This is a genomic window from Pantoea sp. EKM20T (assembly GCF_011800485.1).
Taxonomy (GTDB): domain Bacteria; phylum Pseudomonadota; class Gammaproteobacteria; order Enterobacterales; family Enterobacteriaceae; genus Pantoea; species Pantoea agglomerans.
The window spans coordinates 78,199-96,104 of record NZ_JAALFW010000007.1 but is presented as its reverse complement, the minus strand read 5'-3'; the positions used below and the strand labels follow the sequence as shown (position 1 = coordinate 96,104).

Sequence of the window (17,906 nt, the reverse complement as noted above, 5' to 3'; positions counted from 1 at the left end):
CCTTGTTACCTGCGGGTAACCGGTTCCGACCAGCGGAAACGGGCAGCTTCAGCTGTCCCACTACCATGTCGTCAGACTAAACGATCGGTTTATCCGATGGTTTTTGTCTGCGTTTCTGTTCTGAACTGAGGTTACCTATGTCATCACGCGATACGCTTCGTACCATCCGGCTCGAATCCATTTTCCAGACGGCGGTAAGCGACTTTGCCGTTGCCGATAGCGCTGTGCCCGCCATTGCGCCAGCCGCCACGCAAAGTCTGAGCCTTCCTTTCGCCACGCCGGGACAGAGCCTGCCGATCACTACGCTCTCCACCGAGTCACTGCATAGCAGCCCGCTCAACGACAGCACACTGGCTGTCAGCGCGGTCAAAAGTTCGCCGCCCGCTATGCTGCGACCCTATGAACCGATCGCCAGTGATGGCGTGATCGCCGGCTGGGAAGCGCAAAAGCCGGTGCATCTGCGCGGCCGTGCGGAAGGAGAAGCGGGCTCCACCGTCACGCTGACCTTCAACGATCAAAGCTGGCACAGCACCGTCAATAAGTGGGGCTACTGGAACGCCTCAATGCCGGCTGATGCGCTGAAAGGCGTAGCGGATGGCAACCACACGCTGACGCTGACCATTACCGATAAAGCAGGGCAAAGCACGGCAACCACCGTAGATTTTGGTCTCTATACCGATCGCACGATCAAACCTACGCTGACCGTGGACACGGTCAGTGGTGATAACGCAGTGAGTATTGCTGAGAGCATTTATGGCGTTGAGATCAGCGGCAGCGCAACGCATTTGCCGGTGGGGTCGGTGCTGAAACTGACGCTGGGGACGCAAACCACCACCGCCAGCATGGGAAACGACGGTAAGTGGTATGGCTCATTTCATGAAAGCGATATGCAGGCGCTGAAAGACGGGGTCTACAGCCTGAAAGTCACGGCGACCGATCCCAATGGAAAAACCGCCACCGAATATCACGATCTGACGCTGATCACCCATCTAAGTAGCCTGCCAAAAATTAGCTTCGATAAGGTCACTGCGGACGATGTGATAAACCTGGCAGAAAGCCAGCAGGATCTGCTACTGAGCGGCATGCTCTCCACCGTCATGCCGGGCCATCGCCTGGTGATCACGGGTGCCAACCAGAAAGATTATGCCGCCACCATAGGCGATGATGGACACTGGCAGGTGGTGATCCCGGCAGCGGATGTGCACGCCTTTATCAACGTTGGGGAAATCCGCGCCTGGTCGATCGACGGGGCCAAAAACTACATCGACGTCACGCATGAGCTGAATATCCACACCGGCTTTATTCCGATCTACACCGAAATGGATATCGGCGGTGACATGACGCTCAACTATCAGGAGGCGCAGCACGATCTGAGCTTCTACGTTGAAGGCGCCAACACCCTGGAGATCAACGGTAAAACCTACCAGCCCGATGCCAAAGGTATGGTAACACTGACCTCCAGCGAGCTGCTGGCGCTGCCGGATGGCCCGGTCGCCGCCACCTTTCACCGCTGGGATGAATATGGCAACAGCGACACCCAGACCAGCGATAAACTCTTTACCGTAGCAGTGCACCAGCGGCCGACGCTGACCCTGGACACGGCTTTTGGTGATAACAAAATTGATGCTGCCGATGTCAACAGCTGGCATCTGATTCAGGGCAGCTCCAGTCATCTGCAACCGGGCAGCCTGGTGGAACTAACGCTGGGCGATCAGCACTACAGCGCCAGTGTAAAAGCCGATGGCGGCTGGGCGCTGACTATTCTGGCCGGGCAGCTGGCACCGCTGGACGATGGTGAGTACCAGATGACAGTCAGCGGCAAAGACAGCGCCGGTAATCTGGCCAGTGCCAGCCAGACGGTGCAGGTGGCATCACATACTGAAAGTGCCAACCCGCTGGAGGGTCAGACGGTGGACCAGTTGCTGGAGACGGTCAGCCTGACCCAGCAGGCGGAGACGGCGCATGTGGCGCAGGCATCTTCTGCCGCCGCCGCACCGCAGGAAAGTCAACTGTTCTCTGATATTCCTTATACGCTCGCCGACCACCTGCTGCTGCATCCTGCGGCACACCCCCTGGTCTGACGCTGACACATTAGTAAACGCACTGCCTTCCGGACAGGTCTGTTAAGCCTGTCTGGATTGGCGCGAGCTCGCTCAGTGGTTGCTTTTCGTTCGTTCAGCAGAAATATTAACGATTTCATCTGTTTTTAGCAGGAATAAGCGCGGGATCTGATCTAATAATGTTAAAGGTCGTTTAGCGTCTCGCTTGCGAACCATAAATAAAATAACGCAGTAAATCTGTCAGACGCTGAGTAGCACCCCTTTTTGCTCGCTTTGTTCACCAGGAAAAACACCATGATGATAAGAACCCCTGTTGGTATGGATAATGTACAAAGCGCGATTAACTTTTTTGTTGTGCGCCCTGAGTGGCGTTGCAGTGCACGCGGCCTTTGCCGCACCGTTACCTAAAGCCGAATTTAACTGGCGCGCCGCGCCCACCGAAGAGCAGATTGCCAGCTTAACGCTGCGCGACGCCATTCTTCGGGCCTTCGCCCGCAATCCGAAAATCTCGGAAGCGGCGGCACAGATCCACATCGGTGAGGGGGATCTTGATGCCGCCCGCAGCGCCTGGTATCCGCAGATCTCACTGCAGGGCGCGGCGGGACGCTCTCATCAGACCGACTCCGCCGGGAGCCTGAACAATAACGGCTCCGGTGGCATCACGCTCAGCCAGCTGCTCTACGACTTTGGCCGCACCGGCAGCGCCATCGATGAGCAGCACGCGCTGTCGGATGCTTATCGTTACAGCCTGTTCGACTCGATGACCACCGTGGCGGAAGATACGCTGCAGGCCTACCTCGAAGTCAAACGTTACCAGGCGCTGGCAGAAACGGCGCATACCAATATTGCCTCGCTGAAGCGCGTGCGGGATATCGCGAAGCTGCGCGCCGATGCCGGCCTCAATTCCCAGTCCGACGTGCTGCAGGCGGAAACCCGCATCGCCGCGATGCAGGCCACGCTGGAGCAATATCGCGCCCAGCATCGTTCCGCCACCGCGCAACTGACCGTGCTGACCGGCGTGGTCCCCGCTACGCTGCCTGAACTGCCACAGGCGCTGCTTAAGCAGCAGATCACCCTCGACAAAATCGCCTATGAAAGCAGCGCGGCGGTGCGCAGTGCGCAGTCGAAGCAGGAAGCCGCTCGTGAACGAGTGCGCCAGGCAGAGTCCGGTCACTGGCCGACGATTAAAGTGCAGGCGGGCCGGACCCGCTATGAAAACGATCGTCAATCTTACTGGGATGATGAAGTGCAGCTGCAGGTGGAAGCGCCGCTTTATCAGGGCGGCCTGGTGAATGCAAAAACCCAGTCAGCAGAGGGCGATCGTGAAGCGGCGCAGGCCGCTATTCAGCAGGCCAAGCTCGCCATCAATCAAAACGCCTCTACCGCCTATGCCGACATGATTGGCGCGCAGCAGCGGCAGGCTGCCGGGGAAGTGCAGCTGGCCAGCGCCGACCATACCCGTAATGTCTACGCCGATGAATATCGCCTGAGTAAGCGCAGCCTGAACGATCTGCTTAGCGTGGAACAGGATGTGTTTCAGGCTGACAGCTCACGTATCACCGCGCTTTACGATGGCTGGGACGCCACCGTGCGTTATGCCGCCGCGGTAGACAATCTGCTCGATATCATGGGTATCGATCGCCAGCAAAGCAGCGGCGATCTCCTTCCTTCGCTGCAATAGCGATAAGGCATTAATAATGAGTACATCAACCCTGAATACCGATAACTGGATTGCCGCCATGCTGCGCGTAGCCGCGCGATTCGGTAAACCTGCCGATGGCAAAACCCTGCGTCAGCAGATGCGCTGGTTTGAACATCTGCCGGTGTCACAGCAGCTGGAACGACTCTCCGGCCTGCTGGGACTGCATCTGACCATGGTGCCGCAGAACAAACTGCGCTGGCGTCAGGAGATCACCCCGGTGGTGCTGGTGCTGGAGAATGCCAGCGTGGCGGTGCTGGAGAGCATCGATTCAGACAACAGCGCGCGCTACTGGCTCAGTGAAGGTGGCGATGTGGTGCGTGAAAGCGCGTTATCAGAACTGCTGGCACGCGCCCAGGGCGATGTAGGCGTGATTGGCGTAGCGGCGCGTGGCCGTGATGCGCGCATCGACGAATTCGTTCAGCCTTATGAACCACACTGGTTCTGGAAAAATTTTCGCGGTATGGGCCGCCGTATCACGGAAATTTCGCTGGCCTCGGTGATCAGTAATGTGCTGGCACTGGCCGGTATTCTCTTTTCGATGCAGGTCTACGATCGGGTCATCCCGGCCCAGTCGCAGTCCACGCTGTGGGTACTGTTTGTCGGCGTGCTGATCGCTGCGGCCATTGAGTATCTGATCCGGCTGATGCGGACCCAAGTGTCAGACTTAATGGGCAAACGCATCGACCTGAAAGTCTCGGCCATGCTGTTTGCCCGGGCGATGAGCATACGTAATGAGGCGCGTCCGAAGTCGACCGGTTCGTTTATCTCGCAGCTGCGTGAGATCGACCAGGTGCGTGAGCTGCTCACCTCGACCACGGTAGGCGCAGCGGCCGATCTGCCGTTTGTTATCCTGTTCCTGTTTATCATGTCGTTTGTTGGCGGCTGGCTGGTGCTGATTCCGCTGGCAGCGATCCCGCTGATCGTCATTCCCGGTCTGCTGGTGCAGATCCCGATGGCGCGGCTGGCCAAAGAGGGGCTGCGCGAGGGCGCGCTGCGCAATGCGGTGCTGGTAGAGACCATTGAAGGGATTGAGGATATCAAGGCGCTGCAGGCGGAACCCTATTTTCAGCGTCAGTGGGAGCAGACGCATGAAGTCAGCGCCTCAATCAGTAATCAGCAGCGGTTGTGGGGCGCGCGTCTCACTGGCTGGGCCTCGACTGTGCAGCAGCTCACCTATGCGGGCATGCTGGTATTTGGTGTCTATCTGGTGCTCGATTCGCAAATCACTACCGGTACGCTGGTTGCCTGCAGCCTGCTCTCATCACGCACCATCGCCCCGCTGATGCAGCTGACCATGGTCTTCTCGCGCTGGCAGCACGCCAAAATGGCGATGAAAGGGCTGGACGAGTTGCTGAAAAAGCCGCTTGATCAGCCTGAAGCGACGACGCTGGCACACTGCCCGACGCTCACCGGCCAGTACGATCTGCGCAATGTGCACTACAGCTATGACGAAGAGAATGAAAAGAATGTGCTCAACGTTCAGCAGCTGCAGATTAAGCCCGGCGAGAAGATTGCCATACTGGGCAAAGTCGGAGCAGGGAAATCGACGCTGCTGAAGATCCTCGCCGGTCAGGCGCTGGCTACCCAGGGCAAAGTGATTGTCGATGGTGTCGATATTGAGCGTATCGATCCCACCGATTTACGTCGTCAGCTTGGCTGGCTGTCGCACGACTCCCGCCTCTTTTTTGGCACGCTGCGGCAGAATCTGATGCTGGGCAATCCCCATGCCAGCGAACAGGAGATGCTGCAGGCGCTGCGCATCAGTGGCGCGCTGTCGCTGGTCCAGCAGGATGCCGCCAGCCTGGACCGCATTATCAATGAAGGCGGGCGAGGGCTTTCGGGCGGCCAGCGTCAGATGGTGATGCTGAGCCGGTTGATCCTGCGTCAGCCGCAGGTGGTGTTGCTGGATGAACCCACCGCGGCGATGGATGAACAGCTGGAGGAGCATGTGATCCGTCAGCTACAGGGCTGGATCAGCGGCCGGACGCTGGTGCTGGTGACGCACCGTCCGGCGCTGCTGAAGATGGTCGATCGTATTGTGGTGATGGATAACGGCCGGATTGTGGCCGACGGCCCGCGTGACGAGATCCTGCGCCGTGCGACGACACCCGCGCCGGCACCGTCGCCAGGTAAAGGAGACACCGCATGAGTCTGGTTATTGTTGATAAAGATCTTGCCCGTCATGAGCGCCGGACATCGGCGATTATCTGGCTCTGCACCGCCGCGCTGGCGATTTTTCTCATCTGGGCGCACTTTGCCATTCTGGATGAGGTCACGGTCGGCACCGGTAAAGTCACCCCTTCCAGCCGCGCGCAGGTGATCGACAGCCTGGATGGCGGCATCGTCAAACAGCTTAACGTGCATGAGGGCGACATTGTCGAAAAAGGGCAGGTGCTGGCGACCCTCGATCCGACACGCTTCCAGTCGAACTTCGGCGAGGCGCAGGCCAAAGTGCGCACCCTGCGCGCCTCGTCCGAGCGGCTGGAGGCGGAGCTGTCGGGCACGCCGCTGACATTCAGCGCCGAAACGCTGAAGGAGCCGAACCTGGTGACGCGCGAACGGCAGCTCTACGAGTCGCGACGCCGTAATCTCACCGAAACCATCAGTAATCTGCAGCAGTCGCTGCGACTGGTGCAGGATGAACTGCGCCTGACGGAACCGCTGGTTGCCAAAGGCGCAGCAGGGCAGGTCGAGGTGATTCGACTGCGTCGTCAGGTCAGCGATCTGCGCGGCAAAATCGATGAGGCGCGCAATGACTATCTGGTGCGCGCCCACGAAGAGCAGGTGAAAAATAATGCCGAACTGGATGCGCAATTGCAGGTTGCTGCAGGCAAAGAGGATCAGCTGACGCGTGCCACGCTCTATTCACCGGTGCGCGGCATTGTTAAAGATATTCAGGTCACCACGGTCGGTGGGGTACTGGAGCCTGGCGGTAAACTGATGGAAATCGTCCCGCTGGAGGATCAACTGCTGATTGAGACGCGCATCAATCCACGCGATATCGCTTATATCCGGCCCGGTCTGGCGGCTACCGTCAAAGTGACCGCCTATGACTCCTCTATCTATGGCGATCTGCACGGCGAAGTTGAAACGGTGTCGCCAGATACCCTGCAGGATGAGGTAAAACGTGATCAATATTACTATCGTGTTTATGTTCGTACCCAGAAAGCCGAGCTGACTAACCGTGCCGGACGAAAATTCCCGATCGTGCCCGGTATGGTGGCCAATGTAGAGATTAAAACCGGTCAGAAATCGGTTATGGATTATCTGATTAAGCCCCTGAATAAAGTCAAAGAATCGATGCGCGAGCGCTGAAAATCCGCACCAGCTTAAATATCCGCCTGCTTAATTACGGTGATAAATTAACATGGCGGATATTTGGGCAGCCAGGGCGCAAAGTGTGCGTATTTTAACAATATGTGCGGAAACAGGCCGTAGTTAATTTAACCCGGTTAAGAAAGTTTACGAAGATATAACGCAACGGTAAATAGCAGGCAAAAAAATGCCGGACAACTTGTCCGGCGGGAAATAATAAGTTGTACATCTCATTCGGGGAGAATGAAGGTAATAATGGAATAAATGATGATAGCGGGGTCTATTCTATTACCAGATGCCGTATAAGTTTTATCATTCAGTGCTTCGGAATACTCTTATGTAACCTGTTGATAACATAGCTCTCTGAATCGGTTTATCGATTTGTGCGCCATTTTTTATCGATCCGTGCTGGTTATTAGTTCCCCGTTATTTACATTATGAAATAACTGTTTCGACGTATGAAACACTTTTGGAAATTTAGTAGCATTTTCCTGGTGGATTATTGCCCGTTATAAAACAACAATGGCCTGCCGGCTGAATTTTTAATCATTCAGTTAGCAGTGGCAAATAATAAAGGCACATAACAGAGGGTAATAAAATGAAACGTCGCGTTCTCTCCCTGATGATCCCTGCGTTGCTGGTTGCAGCAGGATCAGCAAACGCAGCTGAAATCTATAACAAAGACGGCAACAAATTAGATCTCTTTGGTAAAGTTGACGGTCTGCACTACTTCTCTGATAACGATGGTTCTGATGGCGATCAGTCTTACGTTCGCTTCGGCTTCAAAGGCGAAACCGAAATCAGCAATGAGCTGACCGGTTACGGCCAGTGGGAATACCAGGCGGCGCTGAACAACGCCGAGTCTGAAGGTACGGCTGACAGCTTCACCCGTGTTGGCTTTGCCGGTGTGAAATTTGGTGATGCAGGTTCGTTCGACTACGGTCGTAACTACGGCGTAGCTTACGACATCGGCGCATGGACCGACGTGCTGCCAGAGTTCGGCGGCGACACCTACGGCGCAGATAACTTTATGTATCAGCGCGGTAACGGCATGGCGACCTACCGTAACAATAACTTCTTCGGTCTGGTGGATGGCTGGAACTTTGCAGTCCAGTATCAGGGCAAGAATGGCAACAGCACCGAGTCTCCGAATGGCCGTGACGTACTGGGTCAGAACGGCGACGGCTGGGGTCTGAGCACCACTTATGATCTGGGTTCAGGTTTCGGCATTGGTGCGTCTGCCTTCCAGTCTGATCGTACCAACGACCAGAACGGCGCAGCGCAGGGTATTCTGGGGCGTGGTGATAAAGCGGAAGCTTACACCGGCGGTCTGAAATATGACGCGAACAACATCTATCTGGCGGCTATGTATTCACGCGCCTATAACGCTACTCGCTTCGGCAGCAGCGACTCTTCAGCTTATGGCTATGCGGATAAAGCGGACAACTGGGAACTGGTTGCGCAGTATCAGTTTGACTTTGGCCTGCGTCCATCCCTGGCGTACGTCACCTCACGCGGCACCGATGTTCAGAACTGGGGTAAACAGAATCTGAAAAAATATATCGACGTTGGCGCGACCTACTACTTCAACAAAAACATGTCCACCTATGTTGATTACCAGATCAACCTGCTGGACGACAACGCTTTCACCGACGCAGCCGGTATCAATACCGACGACGTGGTGGCACTGGGTCTGGTTTACCAGTTCTGAGTTGTACGGGAGCGCAGTTACCGCTGCGCTCCTGCGTCACCTTTCGGGCTGAGCGCTTCAGCCTTTCGCCACTTGGTGGCTTCCGGCGCGGTTGTCACTGACGACACCACGCTGCCGAATCGCGCGCCTTCAAATGCCACGCCTGCCAGGGTGAAGGCTGAAAAGCTCAGCCAGTGATGCCATGCTGACTGCCACTTCTGTGAATTTTTCATTCTGCACCTCTCAGAGATAAACACTGTTTCAACAGTGCAGAATTCATGCCAGCTTTACCGCTCTCACAGCCACAGACCTCGCGCGCACTTTGGTACACTTGCCGCGCGCGTCAGGGCGATCTTGCCCCAATCAGGTGCAGTGAAGCCTGTTATTGGCGCGGGCGTGAGGGTGTCATGTGACGATGACGACGCTGATGCAAGACTTTATAGCTACTGAAGATAAACAGCCCCAGGGCAATGACGAGAATCAGATAGATCATCTGCCGCTCCTTACTTTGGTTAACGTTAGTCGCCTGATAAAAGGCGCATACAGGGTAGATGACCGGTGAATACTGATAGGTTTCAGAGAAATATTCAACTCTCTTTAAGCGTCTTTACCCGAAGTTTATGCTTTGTAGCAGAGCTGAATAAAGTGTTACAAGTGAGGAAAGATGCGTTCTCAGATTAATCTGCTGTTTATAGCGATGTTAGCGTTGATGTTAACGGCCTGTGATAAGCCAGCGACCACATCCGCGCTGGTGCTGGAAGGAAAAACCATGGGAACCGTCTGGCGGGTAAGCCTGGCCGGTGTGGCGAGTGAGCGCAGAGCGGAACTGCAACAGCGGATTCAGCAGCAGCTGGATGCGGACGATGCGGAGCTCTCTACCTGGAAGCCAGACTCCGCCTTATCGCGCTTCAACCAAAGCCGTGACCTGTCACCGCAGCCGGTGAGTGAAAACATGGCAGATATTGTCACGACCTCACTGCGGATTGGCCGTAAAACCGGCGGGGCGATGGATATTACCGTCGGGCCACTGGTCAACTTATGGGGCTTTGGCCCGACGAAGCAGCCCGGCCATACGCCGGATGCGGCACAAATCGCCGCCGCCCGGGCGCAGACCGGATTGCAGCATCTGCGGGTGGTGCAGGGCGCAGATGGACAGTGGCTGCAGAAAGATCTGCCAGGTCTCTATGTCGATCTCTCGACGGTGGGCGAGGGCTTCGCCACCGATCATCTGGCGCGACTGATGGAGCAGCTCGGCATCAATAACTATCTGGTGTCTGTGGGCGGCGCCGTGCTGAGCCGTGGCCTTAATGCGCAGCAGCAGCCTTGGCGGGTGGCGATTCAGAAACCGACCGATCGTGAGAATGCGGTTCAGGCGCGCGTTAATCTGCAGGGACACGGCATCAGTACCTCCGGCAGCTATCGCAACTATTATGAACTGGACGGCAAACGCATTTCTCATGTGATCGATCCCGTTACCGGACGGCCAATTGAGCATAAACTGGTTTCCGCCACGGTGATCGCCACCACGGCGCTGGAAGCCGATGGCTGGGATACCGGACTGATGGTACTTGGCACGGAAAAAGCCCAGGCGCTGGCGATTGAACAGCATCTGGCGGTCTATCTGATCAGCAAGCAGGGCGATAAATTTGTCAGCTGGATGTCGCCGCAGTTCGCTGCTTTCCTGATCCCCGCTGAATTCGGAGAACCCTGATGTTAGATCTGTTTAGTGAAGAACAACCCTGGCAGGAGACGCTGGCTGAGGGCGCGGTGATCCTGCGGCGGCGCGCACGTGAGGATGCAGAGGCGCTTTATCAGCAAATAATGGCAATTGCGGAGCAGAATCCGTTTGCCCATCGCATTACGCCCGGTGGCCATCGCATGTCGGTGGCGATGACCAACTGTGGCGATTTCGGCTGGTCGGTGGATTCACGCGGCTACCAGTATCAGCAGCAGGACAACCTGAACGGGCGTAAATGGCCGGCTATGCCGCCGCTGTTTCGTACTCTGGCGCAGCAGGCGGCGTCTGAGGCGGGGTTCCCTGGCTTTAATCCGGATGCCTGCCTGCTTAATCGCTATGAGCCGGGCGCGAAGCTGACGCTGCATCAGGATAAAGATGAGAAAGATCTGCGTCAGCCTATCGTTTCGGTGTCGCTGGGTTTACCGGCGGTCTTTCAGTTTGGCGGTTTCGAACGGGGTGACAGTACCCAGCGTGTGCTGCTGGAGCATGGAGACATTGTGGTGTGGGGCGGGCCGTCGCGCCTGCGTTACCACGGCATTCTGCCACTTAAGCCAGGCGTTCATCCCCTGGTGGGTGCCTGGCGTTATAACCTGACGTTTCGACGCGCTTTCTGACCCACCATGCCGGTTACGGCGTGGTACGAATAACTATTGCTATCATTTTGCATCCCATTACACTGCAGGCTGTTTTTTGACTGCTGGATTGCCTGCATGACGTTGCTAAGCGTTGTTTTTCGCCAGTTCCGCTGGCCTTTTATCGGGGTAATTGCGCTCACATTGTTAAGCGCCGTGCTGGGTATCGGCATGATCGCCTTTATCAATCGCGAAATGATTGTCGCCATCAACACCTCATTCGCGGTACTGCCGCAGTTTCTGTTGCTGCTGGTGGTGCTAATGGCGGTGACGCTGGCCTCGCAGCTGGCGCTGACCATGCTTGGCCATCAGTTTGTCTGGCGACTGCGCGGCGAATTTATCAAGCGTATCCTCGATACCCGTATTGAACGCATCGAGCAACTCGGTAGTGCGCAACTGCTGGCGGGACTGACCAGCGACGTGCGGGCCATTACTCTGGCCTTTGTACGCCTGCCGGAGCTCTTTCAGGGCGTGATTATTACGCTTGGCTCAGCGATCTATCTCGCGTGGCTGTCGCCTAAAATGCTGCTGGTAACCAGTGTCTGGCTGGGTGTCACGCTGGTTGGCGGCTGGCTGCTGGTCTCGCGGGTTTACCAGCACATGGCAAAGCTGCGGGAAATCGAAGATAACCTCTATCGCGATTATCAGACGGTGATTGAAGGGCGCAAAGAGCTACAGCTTAACCGCTCACGCGCTCAGCAGGTCTACGACACGGTTTATCAGGAAGATGCCCGCGCCTGGCGACACCACATTGTCCGCGCCGATACTTACCATCTCAGTGCGGTCAACTGGTCAAATATCATGACGTTAGGCGCTATCGGTATGGTCTTTTTTATGGCCAACAGCCTGGGCTGGGCCAATACCGCCGTCGCCGCTACCTTTTCCCTGACGCTGCTGTTTTTACGCACGCCGCTGCTCTCCGCGGTGGGCGCGTTACCGACGTTGCTCAGTGCCCAGGTCGCATTCCGTAAGCTCAATGCCTTTGACCTCGCTCCTTATCAGTCAGGATTCCACTCCGCCTCCACGTCCTCAGACTGGCAAACGCTGGAGTTGCGCGACGTCTCTTTTCACTATGGTGATAACGGCTTCCAGGTCGGGCCGGTTAACCTGACGCTGCGCCGGGGCGAACTGGTCTTTCTGATTGGCGGCAACGGCAGCGGGAAATCGACGCTGGCGATGCTGCTGACCGGTCTTTATCAGCCTCAGTCCGGCACGCTGCTGCTGGATGGCAAGCCGATAACGGCGGATGAGCTTGATGTGTGGCGCAGTCAGTTCTCGGCGGTCTTTACCGACTTACACCTGTTTGACCGGTTAATGGGACGGGAAGGGGTTGCAGCCAACCCGGCGCTGGTTCAGCTCTGGCTGGAGAGACTGAAGATGCAGGATAAGCTGAAGATTGAAGGCAACAAAGTGCTGAATCTGCAGCTTTCTAAAGGACAGAGTAAGCGACTGGCACTGCTGCTGGCGGTGGCAGAAGAGCGCGATGTGCTGCTACTGGATGAGTGGGCGGCGGATCAGGATCCCCATTTTCGCCGTATCTTCTATCGCGAGCTGCTGCCGTGGCTACAGCAGGCGGGTAAAACGGTGTTTGCTATCAGCCATGACGATCACTACTTCATTCATGCCGATCGGCTGCTGGAGATGCGTGAAGGCAAGTTGACGGAGCTGACCGGTAATGAGCGCGATCTTGCCACGCTCGACTCGGTAAAACGCACCGACACCGGGCTTTAACGGCAGCTGGCAAAGCTTAGCAAAAAAGCGTAGTGGCATGCTTCGCCTGAACCAGGCTACGTTAGCGATCAGCAGAAACTCCGGTTTCTGCCATTCTGAACCTTTTCTTTCGTCTGTGTTACCCCCGGCTAAACCGCAAAGTTTTAACGCGTATTGTTTAGCCGGTTTTTTTAAAGCCGATGTGTGATTAGCGTGATTACCTGAGTATCCCGCCACACAAAGCTTGCCTCCAGTAACGTTCCCATCGCAAAACACCCGCTGAAGTGCTGAGTCAGTCGCAACGTCGCGCGCTGCTGTGAGAAATCTACCGACACCAGTTCCGCATCCGGAAAGTCCATCGGCTGAAGCAGTTGCGGCCAGATGGCTTTGTAAACGCTCTCTTTGAGAGAGAAGAGCAGGGTAGCGGCAGCGCAAAAAGAGACGGGCAGCGTCCGTAACAGGTGCTGTTCCTGCTCGTTCATCAGCAACTCAGCCGTTTCATGCGCCGTCGTCTCCGACATGAACTGCTCGACATCCACCCCAACAGCGCAGGGCTGACGGGTTGCCGCTACCACAACGATGCCTGCACTGTGCGACAGTGACGCCTGAATGCCAGCGGGCCAGCAGGGGGATCGATCAGCTGCATTGGACAGAATGAAATCAGCAATACCCAGTTCTGCCATCACTGACCGGACCAGCAGACGGCTGGCGAGGTATTCAGCACGCCGTTTACTGACAGCCTGCTGCAGTCGGGCGGGCAGCGGAATATCCCATTCGACAGCCAGCCCGTCATGATACTTTTGCGGATCGAAGTGACTCACCGCCAGCAAGGGATCGCTGCGGTTAAGGTGTCGGGAAAGGATAAAGCCGCCTGCAACAGGCGGCAGCGGCAGGTCGGGATAGCGCATGCGGGACCATCATCAAAACCAAAAAGGCATTAAATCAGGCGCGATGGATCAGGGCAAGCAGCCCGCCGGAATCAGTCGTTGGGAGGAATGGCAAAACTCTTCAGAGAAACAACGAAATGGTGGTGCCCCCTGCTGATGCGTGCACCTCGGTCGCACCAGTGGCTTGCCAGACGAAAGAAATCGTCGCTGCCAATGTCATACGCCAGTTCCACTTTGCTAATGCCTGAATGCAGCAATGCTTCTGCATCTTTCAGGCTTTTCGCTTTGATCGCCATAAAAATTATCCGTCAATTTCTGGGGATTTCAGGGTAGGCATTTTCTGTGACATTTTTGTTTCAGTTTGATGAATAAGCGCAGCCGGTAGCCGATTTTGTGAAGCAGATCAGATTATAATGCAACTGTTAACCTGCTGATTGTAAGAGGAATGTTAACTGCCACACGGGACTATTCTGAATGTTAAACGGAGAGGTAAGCTGAGATAGAAAGGCCGCGTCAGACGCGGCCCCGTGGGTTACTTCTGGTCTGGCGGGGAAGGTTGCTTATCGCCTGACTCGGGTGCTTCTGTTGGATCGTCTTTTTCAATATATGTCATGAACTCTCCTCTTGTTACCCACACGCAGTTAAGTATAGAACGGATTGCGGAAGGTGCGAGGAAAGTGAAGGTTTGATGACAGAAACGAAAAAAGCAGCCTTTAAGGCTGCTTTTCAGGGAATTTGGTCGGCACGAGAGGATTTGAACCTCCGACCCCGGACACCCCATGACCGTGCGCTACCAGGCTGCGCTACGTGCCGAACACTGGAGGATTAGTCTACTGGTTATCACCATTAATGCAAGATACCTGCCGGCTATTTGCCTGATTATTAATCAGTTAGCGATAAAGCGCTTCTCTTCAGTTAATACCTGCAACAGCAGCGCCAGTTCTGGCTTGTGATCTTTCAGGGCGTTGCCCTGCGCATCATAAGCGCGATAGCTGCCGTTGTTGTTGAGTACCAGCGTCACCTGCGGCGTGGTAATCACCAGCTTATTCTCTTCGCTGCTGACGACCCAGTCATGGCGACGGCGCGCAGCAAACAGATCTTCACCCTGAGAGTAGTTCACCGGATTGGTCCGCACATGCAGCAGTCGCTGCATCAGCGTCGACATCACATCCTGATGATCAGAAAGGCGATCAACGGTCTGTGCGGGCGTGTCAGGCCAGTGAATAACTAACGGCACCTGCAGCGTCTGGCGGTTTCCGGCGCTGTCAGGATTGCCATCCAGTGCCAGTCCACGCTGCGCCGTAATCACCACCACCGTGTTCTTCAGTAAATCACGCGCCTGCAGGCTGCTGAGCACCGCGTGGATCTGCTCATCAACGGCAGGAGCCTGGCGCAGATAGCTGCGCTGACGCGCTTTTGCACTGTCGCCGGTGACGTCCGGGCCGTTCAGGGCAATCCATGAGAACCACGGCGCCTGTGAACCGTTCTGTTTCTCCAGCCAGTTCTGCCATTGCGCCACAGTACTGGCGTTGGGCTGGCTGGTCGTTGCAGGCAGTGAATAATCAGTCAGCAACGCCTGCCGGTAGAGCGGCGGATTAAAGCCTTCCGAGGAGAAGAGGCCAAACTGGTAACCCTGGGTGCTAAGCGCGCCCAGCAGCGCGGACGGCGTTCGGGACGCCAGAATACCGTTCATGTAGCTGGATGAGATCCCATAGAACAGGCCAAACAACCCTTTCTCTGGCGTATCACCCGCGCTGTAGTGCTGGGTAAAACGCACGTTCTCGCTGGCGAACTGATTAAGCTCCGGCAGCGCTTTGGCCAGCGTGGCGTTGTTCAGACCATCGACCGTCAGCACCAGCAGGTTGTTGCGTGTGCCGGCATCACGGAAAGTAATCTCGCTCAGCGGATATTCCACCGCCACTGCTTCCGGGTCGCCCTGCTGAATCAGCCGACGCTGATACTCCTGGGCATCCAGCAGACCATGACGCTCAAGGAAGCGGCGGGCAGTCATCGGGTAGGAGAGCGGCAGGTTGGCACGCTGCATGGTAATCGGGCGATAGAAATTCGCATCGGCCCAGATATACATCAGGTGGCTGGCAAAGAAGGCGCTGATAAACAGGGCGGCGACAGGCTTGCCAAATGAACGGCGATTCAGGCTGCGAAGCTTCTGCCAGCTCCAGGTCGCAAACAGCATCTCAACCAGGAAAATCAGCGGCACGCTGATAAACATCAGCTGCCAGTCGCGCGCCATCTCGCTCTGATCAGGGTTAATGACCAGCTCCCACACCACCGGATTCAGGTGCAGGTGGAAGCGGCTGAACACTGCACTGTCGACCATCACCAGCGTCAGCCCGGCGGTAGCGACCACCGCGGACAACACCCGCATCAGCCGTTGCGACATCACCACAAAGGTCAGCGGGAAGATAATCAGCAGATAGGCGGCAAAAACAACAAAACTGAAGTGGCCAACCCAGCTGGTATAGGCGTAGATGCGCCCCGCCAGCGAAGAAGGCCAGTCGGCGACCAACAGGTAGCGACTGCCTAAAATCAGCGCGAATAAGATGTTAAACAGAGCAAACCAGTGACCCCAACTGATCATCTGGGAAACTTTTTCGCGGTAGCGCTGCCGGTTGGTTACCATATTATGAAGTCAAATCAGCCAATTAATGGGCGTTATCGTCACGCACAGACGCCTGAAGGGCATCGGCGAAAGATCGTGCCAGTGAACGACGTTGCGCCGGAGCGACATCGCTGTTAATTAAGTTGGTCACCATATTTCCCAGAACCATCAGGGAGAGATCGGTGGGGGCTTTGTCCTTGTGCAGGATTTGGGCCATTTCCGCGAGGAGTTGTTCCACGCGTTCGTCACTGTAACGGGATGATTGTGCCATATCGTCGTCTAAGCTCATTTCAAAAGGCGATATATTACCGGAACAGCGCACTTTTTACCGCAATTTTATCGAAAGCCGCGCGTTCGCTATACGCATGGAGTTGAAAGCCGATGCTGGCGGTGTTTGAATACGCGCCTGTGCTAAAAGGAGAGTCTACCATGAGTCTGGATATCGACCAGATTGCCCTGCATCAGTTAATTAAACGCGATGAAAACCAGCTTGAACTGGCGCTGCGCGATTCGCTGCTGCCTGCCACCAACACGGTCAACGCGATGGTGGAGGAGTTACACCGGGTTTATAGCGCAAAAAGCAAAGCCTATGGCCTGTTCAATGCAGAGAGTGAACTGGCAGAAGCGCTGCGTAATTGTCGTAAGGGCAACGATGATTTTCTCGCTTTTAGCCGTGCCGCGACCGGTCGTCTGCGCGATGAGCTTGCAAAATACCCCTTCGCTGAAGGCGGCGTGGTGTTGTTTATTCACTACCGCTATCTGGCGGTGGAATACCTGCTGATTGCGGTGCTGAACAGCCAGTCCAGCATGCGCGTCAACGAGCAGATGGATATCAGCAGCACCCACTATCTTGACATCAATCATGCCGACATCGTGGCACGCATCGATTTAACCGAGTGGGAAACTAACCCGGAATCGACCCGTTATCTGACCTTCCTGCGTGGCCGCGTCGGACGTAAAGTGGCTGACTTCTTTATGGACTTCCTGGGTGCCGAAGTGGGATTAGACACCAAGGCGCAGAACCGCGGTCTGTTGCAGGCGGTAGATGACTACTGCAACGAATCGGAACTGGATAAGCAGGAGCGGCAGAACTATCGCCAGCAGGTCTACAGCTACTGCAACGAGCAGTTGCAGGCGGGCGAGGAGATTGCGCTGGAAGAGTTATCGAGCGAACTGCCACCGCTGGGTGAAAAAACGTTCCAGGCTTTTACCCAGGAGCAGGGGTATGAACTGGAAGAGAGCTTCCCGGCGGATCGCAGCACTCTGCGCCAGCTGACGAAGTTTGCCGGAAGCGGCGGGGGACTGACCCTGAACTTCGATGCGATGTTGCTGGGCGAACGCATTTTCTGGGATCCGGCAACGGACACCCTGACGATTAAGGGCACACCACCCAATCTGCGCGATCAGCTGCAGCGCCGTACCAGCAGCAAATAAAAAAGCCGGGCTTAGCCCGGCTTTCATTCCCTGCTCGCGGCGATCATTTCACCGGACAGCGCCAAAAGAAAAGGGCCGGTTTCGCAACCGGCCCTTCTGCTTTCAACGAAGTTCGCGA

General features: G+C 56.0%; 15 protein-coding genes and 1 tRNA gene. 9 read left to right on the top strand and 7 right to left on the bottom strand.

The window, feature by feature from the left end; all coding sequences use genetic code 11:
* Positions 1 to 137: 137 nt before the first annotated feature.
* The 5 genes from HFD94_RS13935 to ompC all read left to right on the top strand — a co-directional run bounded on the left by HFD94_RS13935 (position 138) and on the right by ompC (position 8,788).
* Positions 138 to 2,081: an Ig-like domain-containing protein gene (locus HFD94_RS13935; RefSeq protein ID WP_122890041.1), complete on the top strand. Its 1,944-nt coding sequence runs from the start codon at positions 138 to 140 to the stop codon at positions 2,079 to 2,081.
* A gap of 304 nt (positions 2,082 to 2,385) precedes the next feature.
* Positions 2,386 to 3,741 carry a TolC family outer membrane protein gene (locus tag HFD94_RS13930; protein WP_122890040.1) on the top strand — a complete coding sequence of 452 codons (1,356 nt, stop codon included), beginning with the start codon at positions 2,386 to 2,388 and terminating at the stop codon, positions 3,739 to 3,741.
* Positions 3,742 to 3,757: 16 nt separating this feature from the next.
* Positions 3,758 to 5,911, top strand: a complete 2,154-nt coding sequence (locus HFD94_RS13925; RefSeq protein ID WP_010671026.1) for a type I secretion system permease/ATPase — start codon at positions 3,758 to 3,760, stop codon at positions 5,909 to 5,911.
* The gene (locus HFD94_RS13920; protein ID WP_010248368.1) at positions 5,908 to 7,077 is read left to right on the top strand and encodes an HlyD family efflux transporter periplasmic adaptor subunit; all 1,170 of its coding nucleotides are present in this window, start codon (positions 5,908 to 5,910) and stop codon (positions 7,075 to 7,077) included. Before HFD94_RS13925 ends, HFD94_RS13920 begins: the two co-directional genes overlap by 4 nt.
* A gap of 598 nt (positions 7,078 to 7,675) precedes the next feature.
* Positions 7,676 to 8,788 carry a porin OmpC gene (gene ompC / locus HFD94_RS13915; RefSeq protein WP_167433223.1) on the top strand — a complete coding sequence of 371 codons (1,113 nt, stop codon included), beginning with the start codon at positions 7,676 to 7,678 and terminating at the stop codon, positions 8,786 to 8,788.
* 17 nt (positions 8,789 to 8,805) lie between these two features.
* Here ompC and HFD94_RS13910 read toward each other — a convergent pair whose 3' ends face one another.
* Positions 8,806 to 9,000, bottom strand: a complete 195-nt coding sequence (locus HFD94_RS13910) for a hypothetical protein (protein WP_010248364.1) — start codon at positions 8,998 to 9,000, stop codon at positions 8,806 to 8,808.
* Between the two features lie 149 nt (positions 9,001 to 9,149).
* Entirely contained in the window at positions 9,150 to 9,260 is a 111-nt protein-coding gene (locus tag HFD94_RS22905; RefSeq protein WP_010248361.1) for a hypothetical protein, read from the bottom strand.
* A gap of 171 nt (positions 9,261 to 9,431) precedes the next feature.
* Here HFD94_RS22905 and apbE point away from each other — a divergent pair, with 171 nt between their 5' ends.
* From apbE to HFD94_RS13895, 3 genes are all read left to right on the top strand, one after another.
* A complete protein-coding gene (gene apbE, locus HFD94_RS13905) occupies positions 9,432 to 10,478 on the top strand; it encodes an FAD:protein FMN transferase ApbE (protein ID WP_167433222.1) in 1,047 nt (348 codons plus the stop codon).
* Complete coding sequence (alkB, locus tag HFD94_RS13900; RefSeq protein ID WP_033767444.1) at positions 10,478 to 11,119, top strand: DNA oxidative demethylase AlkB; 642 nt, start codon at positions 10,478 to 10,480, stop codon at positions 11,117 to 11,119. Before apbE ends, alkB begins: the two co-directional genes overlap by 1 nt.
* A gap of 96 nt (positions 11,120 to 11,215) precedes the next feature.
* Positions 11,216 to 12,868, top strand: coding sequence for a multidrug ABC transporter permease/ATP-binding protein (locus HFD94_RS13895; RefSeq protein WP_167433221.1), 1,653 nt, complete (start codon positions 11,216 to 11,218; stop codon positions 12,866 to 12,868).
* Between the two features lie 170 nt (positions 12,869 to 13,038).
* On the opposite strand, the gene HFD94_RS13890 is transcribed toward HFD94_RS13895, so the two are convergent.
* From HFD94_RS13890 to HFD94_RS13870, 5 genes are all read right to left on the bottom strand, one after another.
* Positions 13,039 to 13,755: a 4'-phosphopantetheinyl transferase gene (locus HFD94_RS13890; RefSeq protein ID WP_167433220.1), complete on the bottom strand. Its 717-nt coding sequence runs from the start codon at positions 13,753 to 13,755 to the stop codon at positions 13,039 to 13,041.
* Between the two features lie 71 nt (positions 13,756 to 13,826).
* On the bottom strand, positions 13,827 to 14,030 hold the full coding sequence (locus tag HFD94_RS13885) for a hypothetical protein (RefSeq protein ID WP_003854174.1): 204 nt from the start codon (positions 14,028 to 14,030) through the stop codon (positions 13,827 to 13,829).
* 440 nt (positions 14,031 to 14,470) lie between these two features.
* Positions 14,471 to 14,547, bottom strand: a tRNA-Pro gene (locus HFD94_RS13880).
* Positions 14,548 to 14,620: 73 nt separating this feature from the next.
* Positions 14,621 to 16,375 carry an LPS biosynthesis-modulating metalloenzyme YejM gene (gene yejM / locus HFD94_RS13875; RefSeq protein WP_022625056.1) on the bottom strand — a complete coding sequence of 585 codons (1,755 nt, stop codon included), beginning with the start codon at positions 16,373 to 16,375 and terminating at the stop codon, positions 14,621 to 14,623.
* A 22-nt stretch (positions 16,376 to 16,397) separates the two neighbouring features.
* Positions 16,398 to 16,625 carry a YejL family protein gene (locus HFD94_RS13870; RefSeq protein WP_010248348.1) on the bottom strand — a complete coding sequence of 76 codons (228 nt, stop codon included), beginning with the start codon at positions 16,623 to 16,625 and terminating at the stop codon, positions 16,398 to 16,400.
* Between the two features lie 158 nt (positions 16,626 to 16,783).
* Between HFD94_RS13870 and yejK the strand changes: the two genes are divergently transcribed.
* On the top strand, positions 16,784 to 17,788 hold the full coding sequence (gene yejK / locus HFD94_RS13865) for a nucleoid-associated protein YejK (protein ID WP_010248346.1): 1,005 nt from the start codon (positions 16,784 to 16,786) through the stop codon (positions 17,786 to 17,788).
* Positions 17,789 to 17,906: the final 118 nt, after the last annotated feature.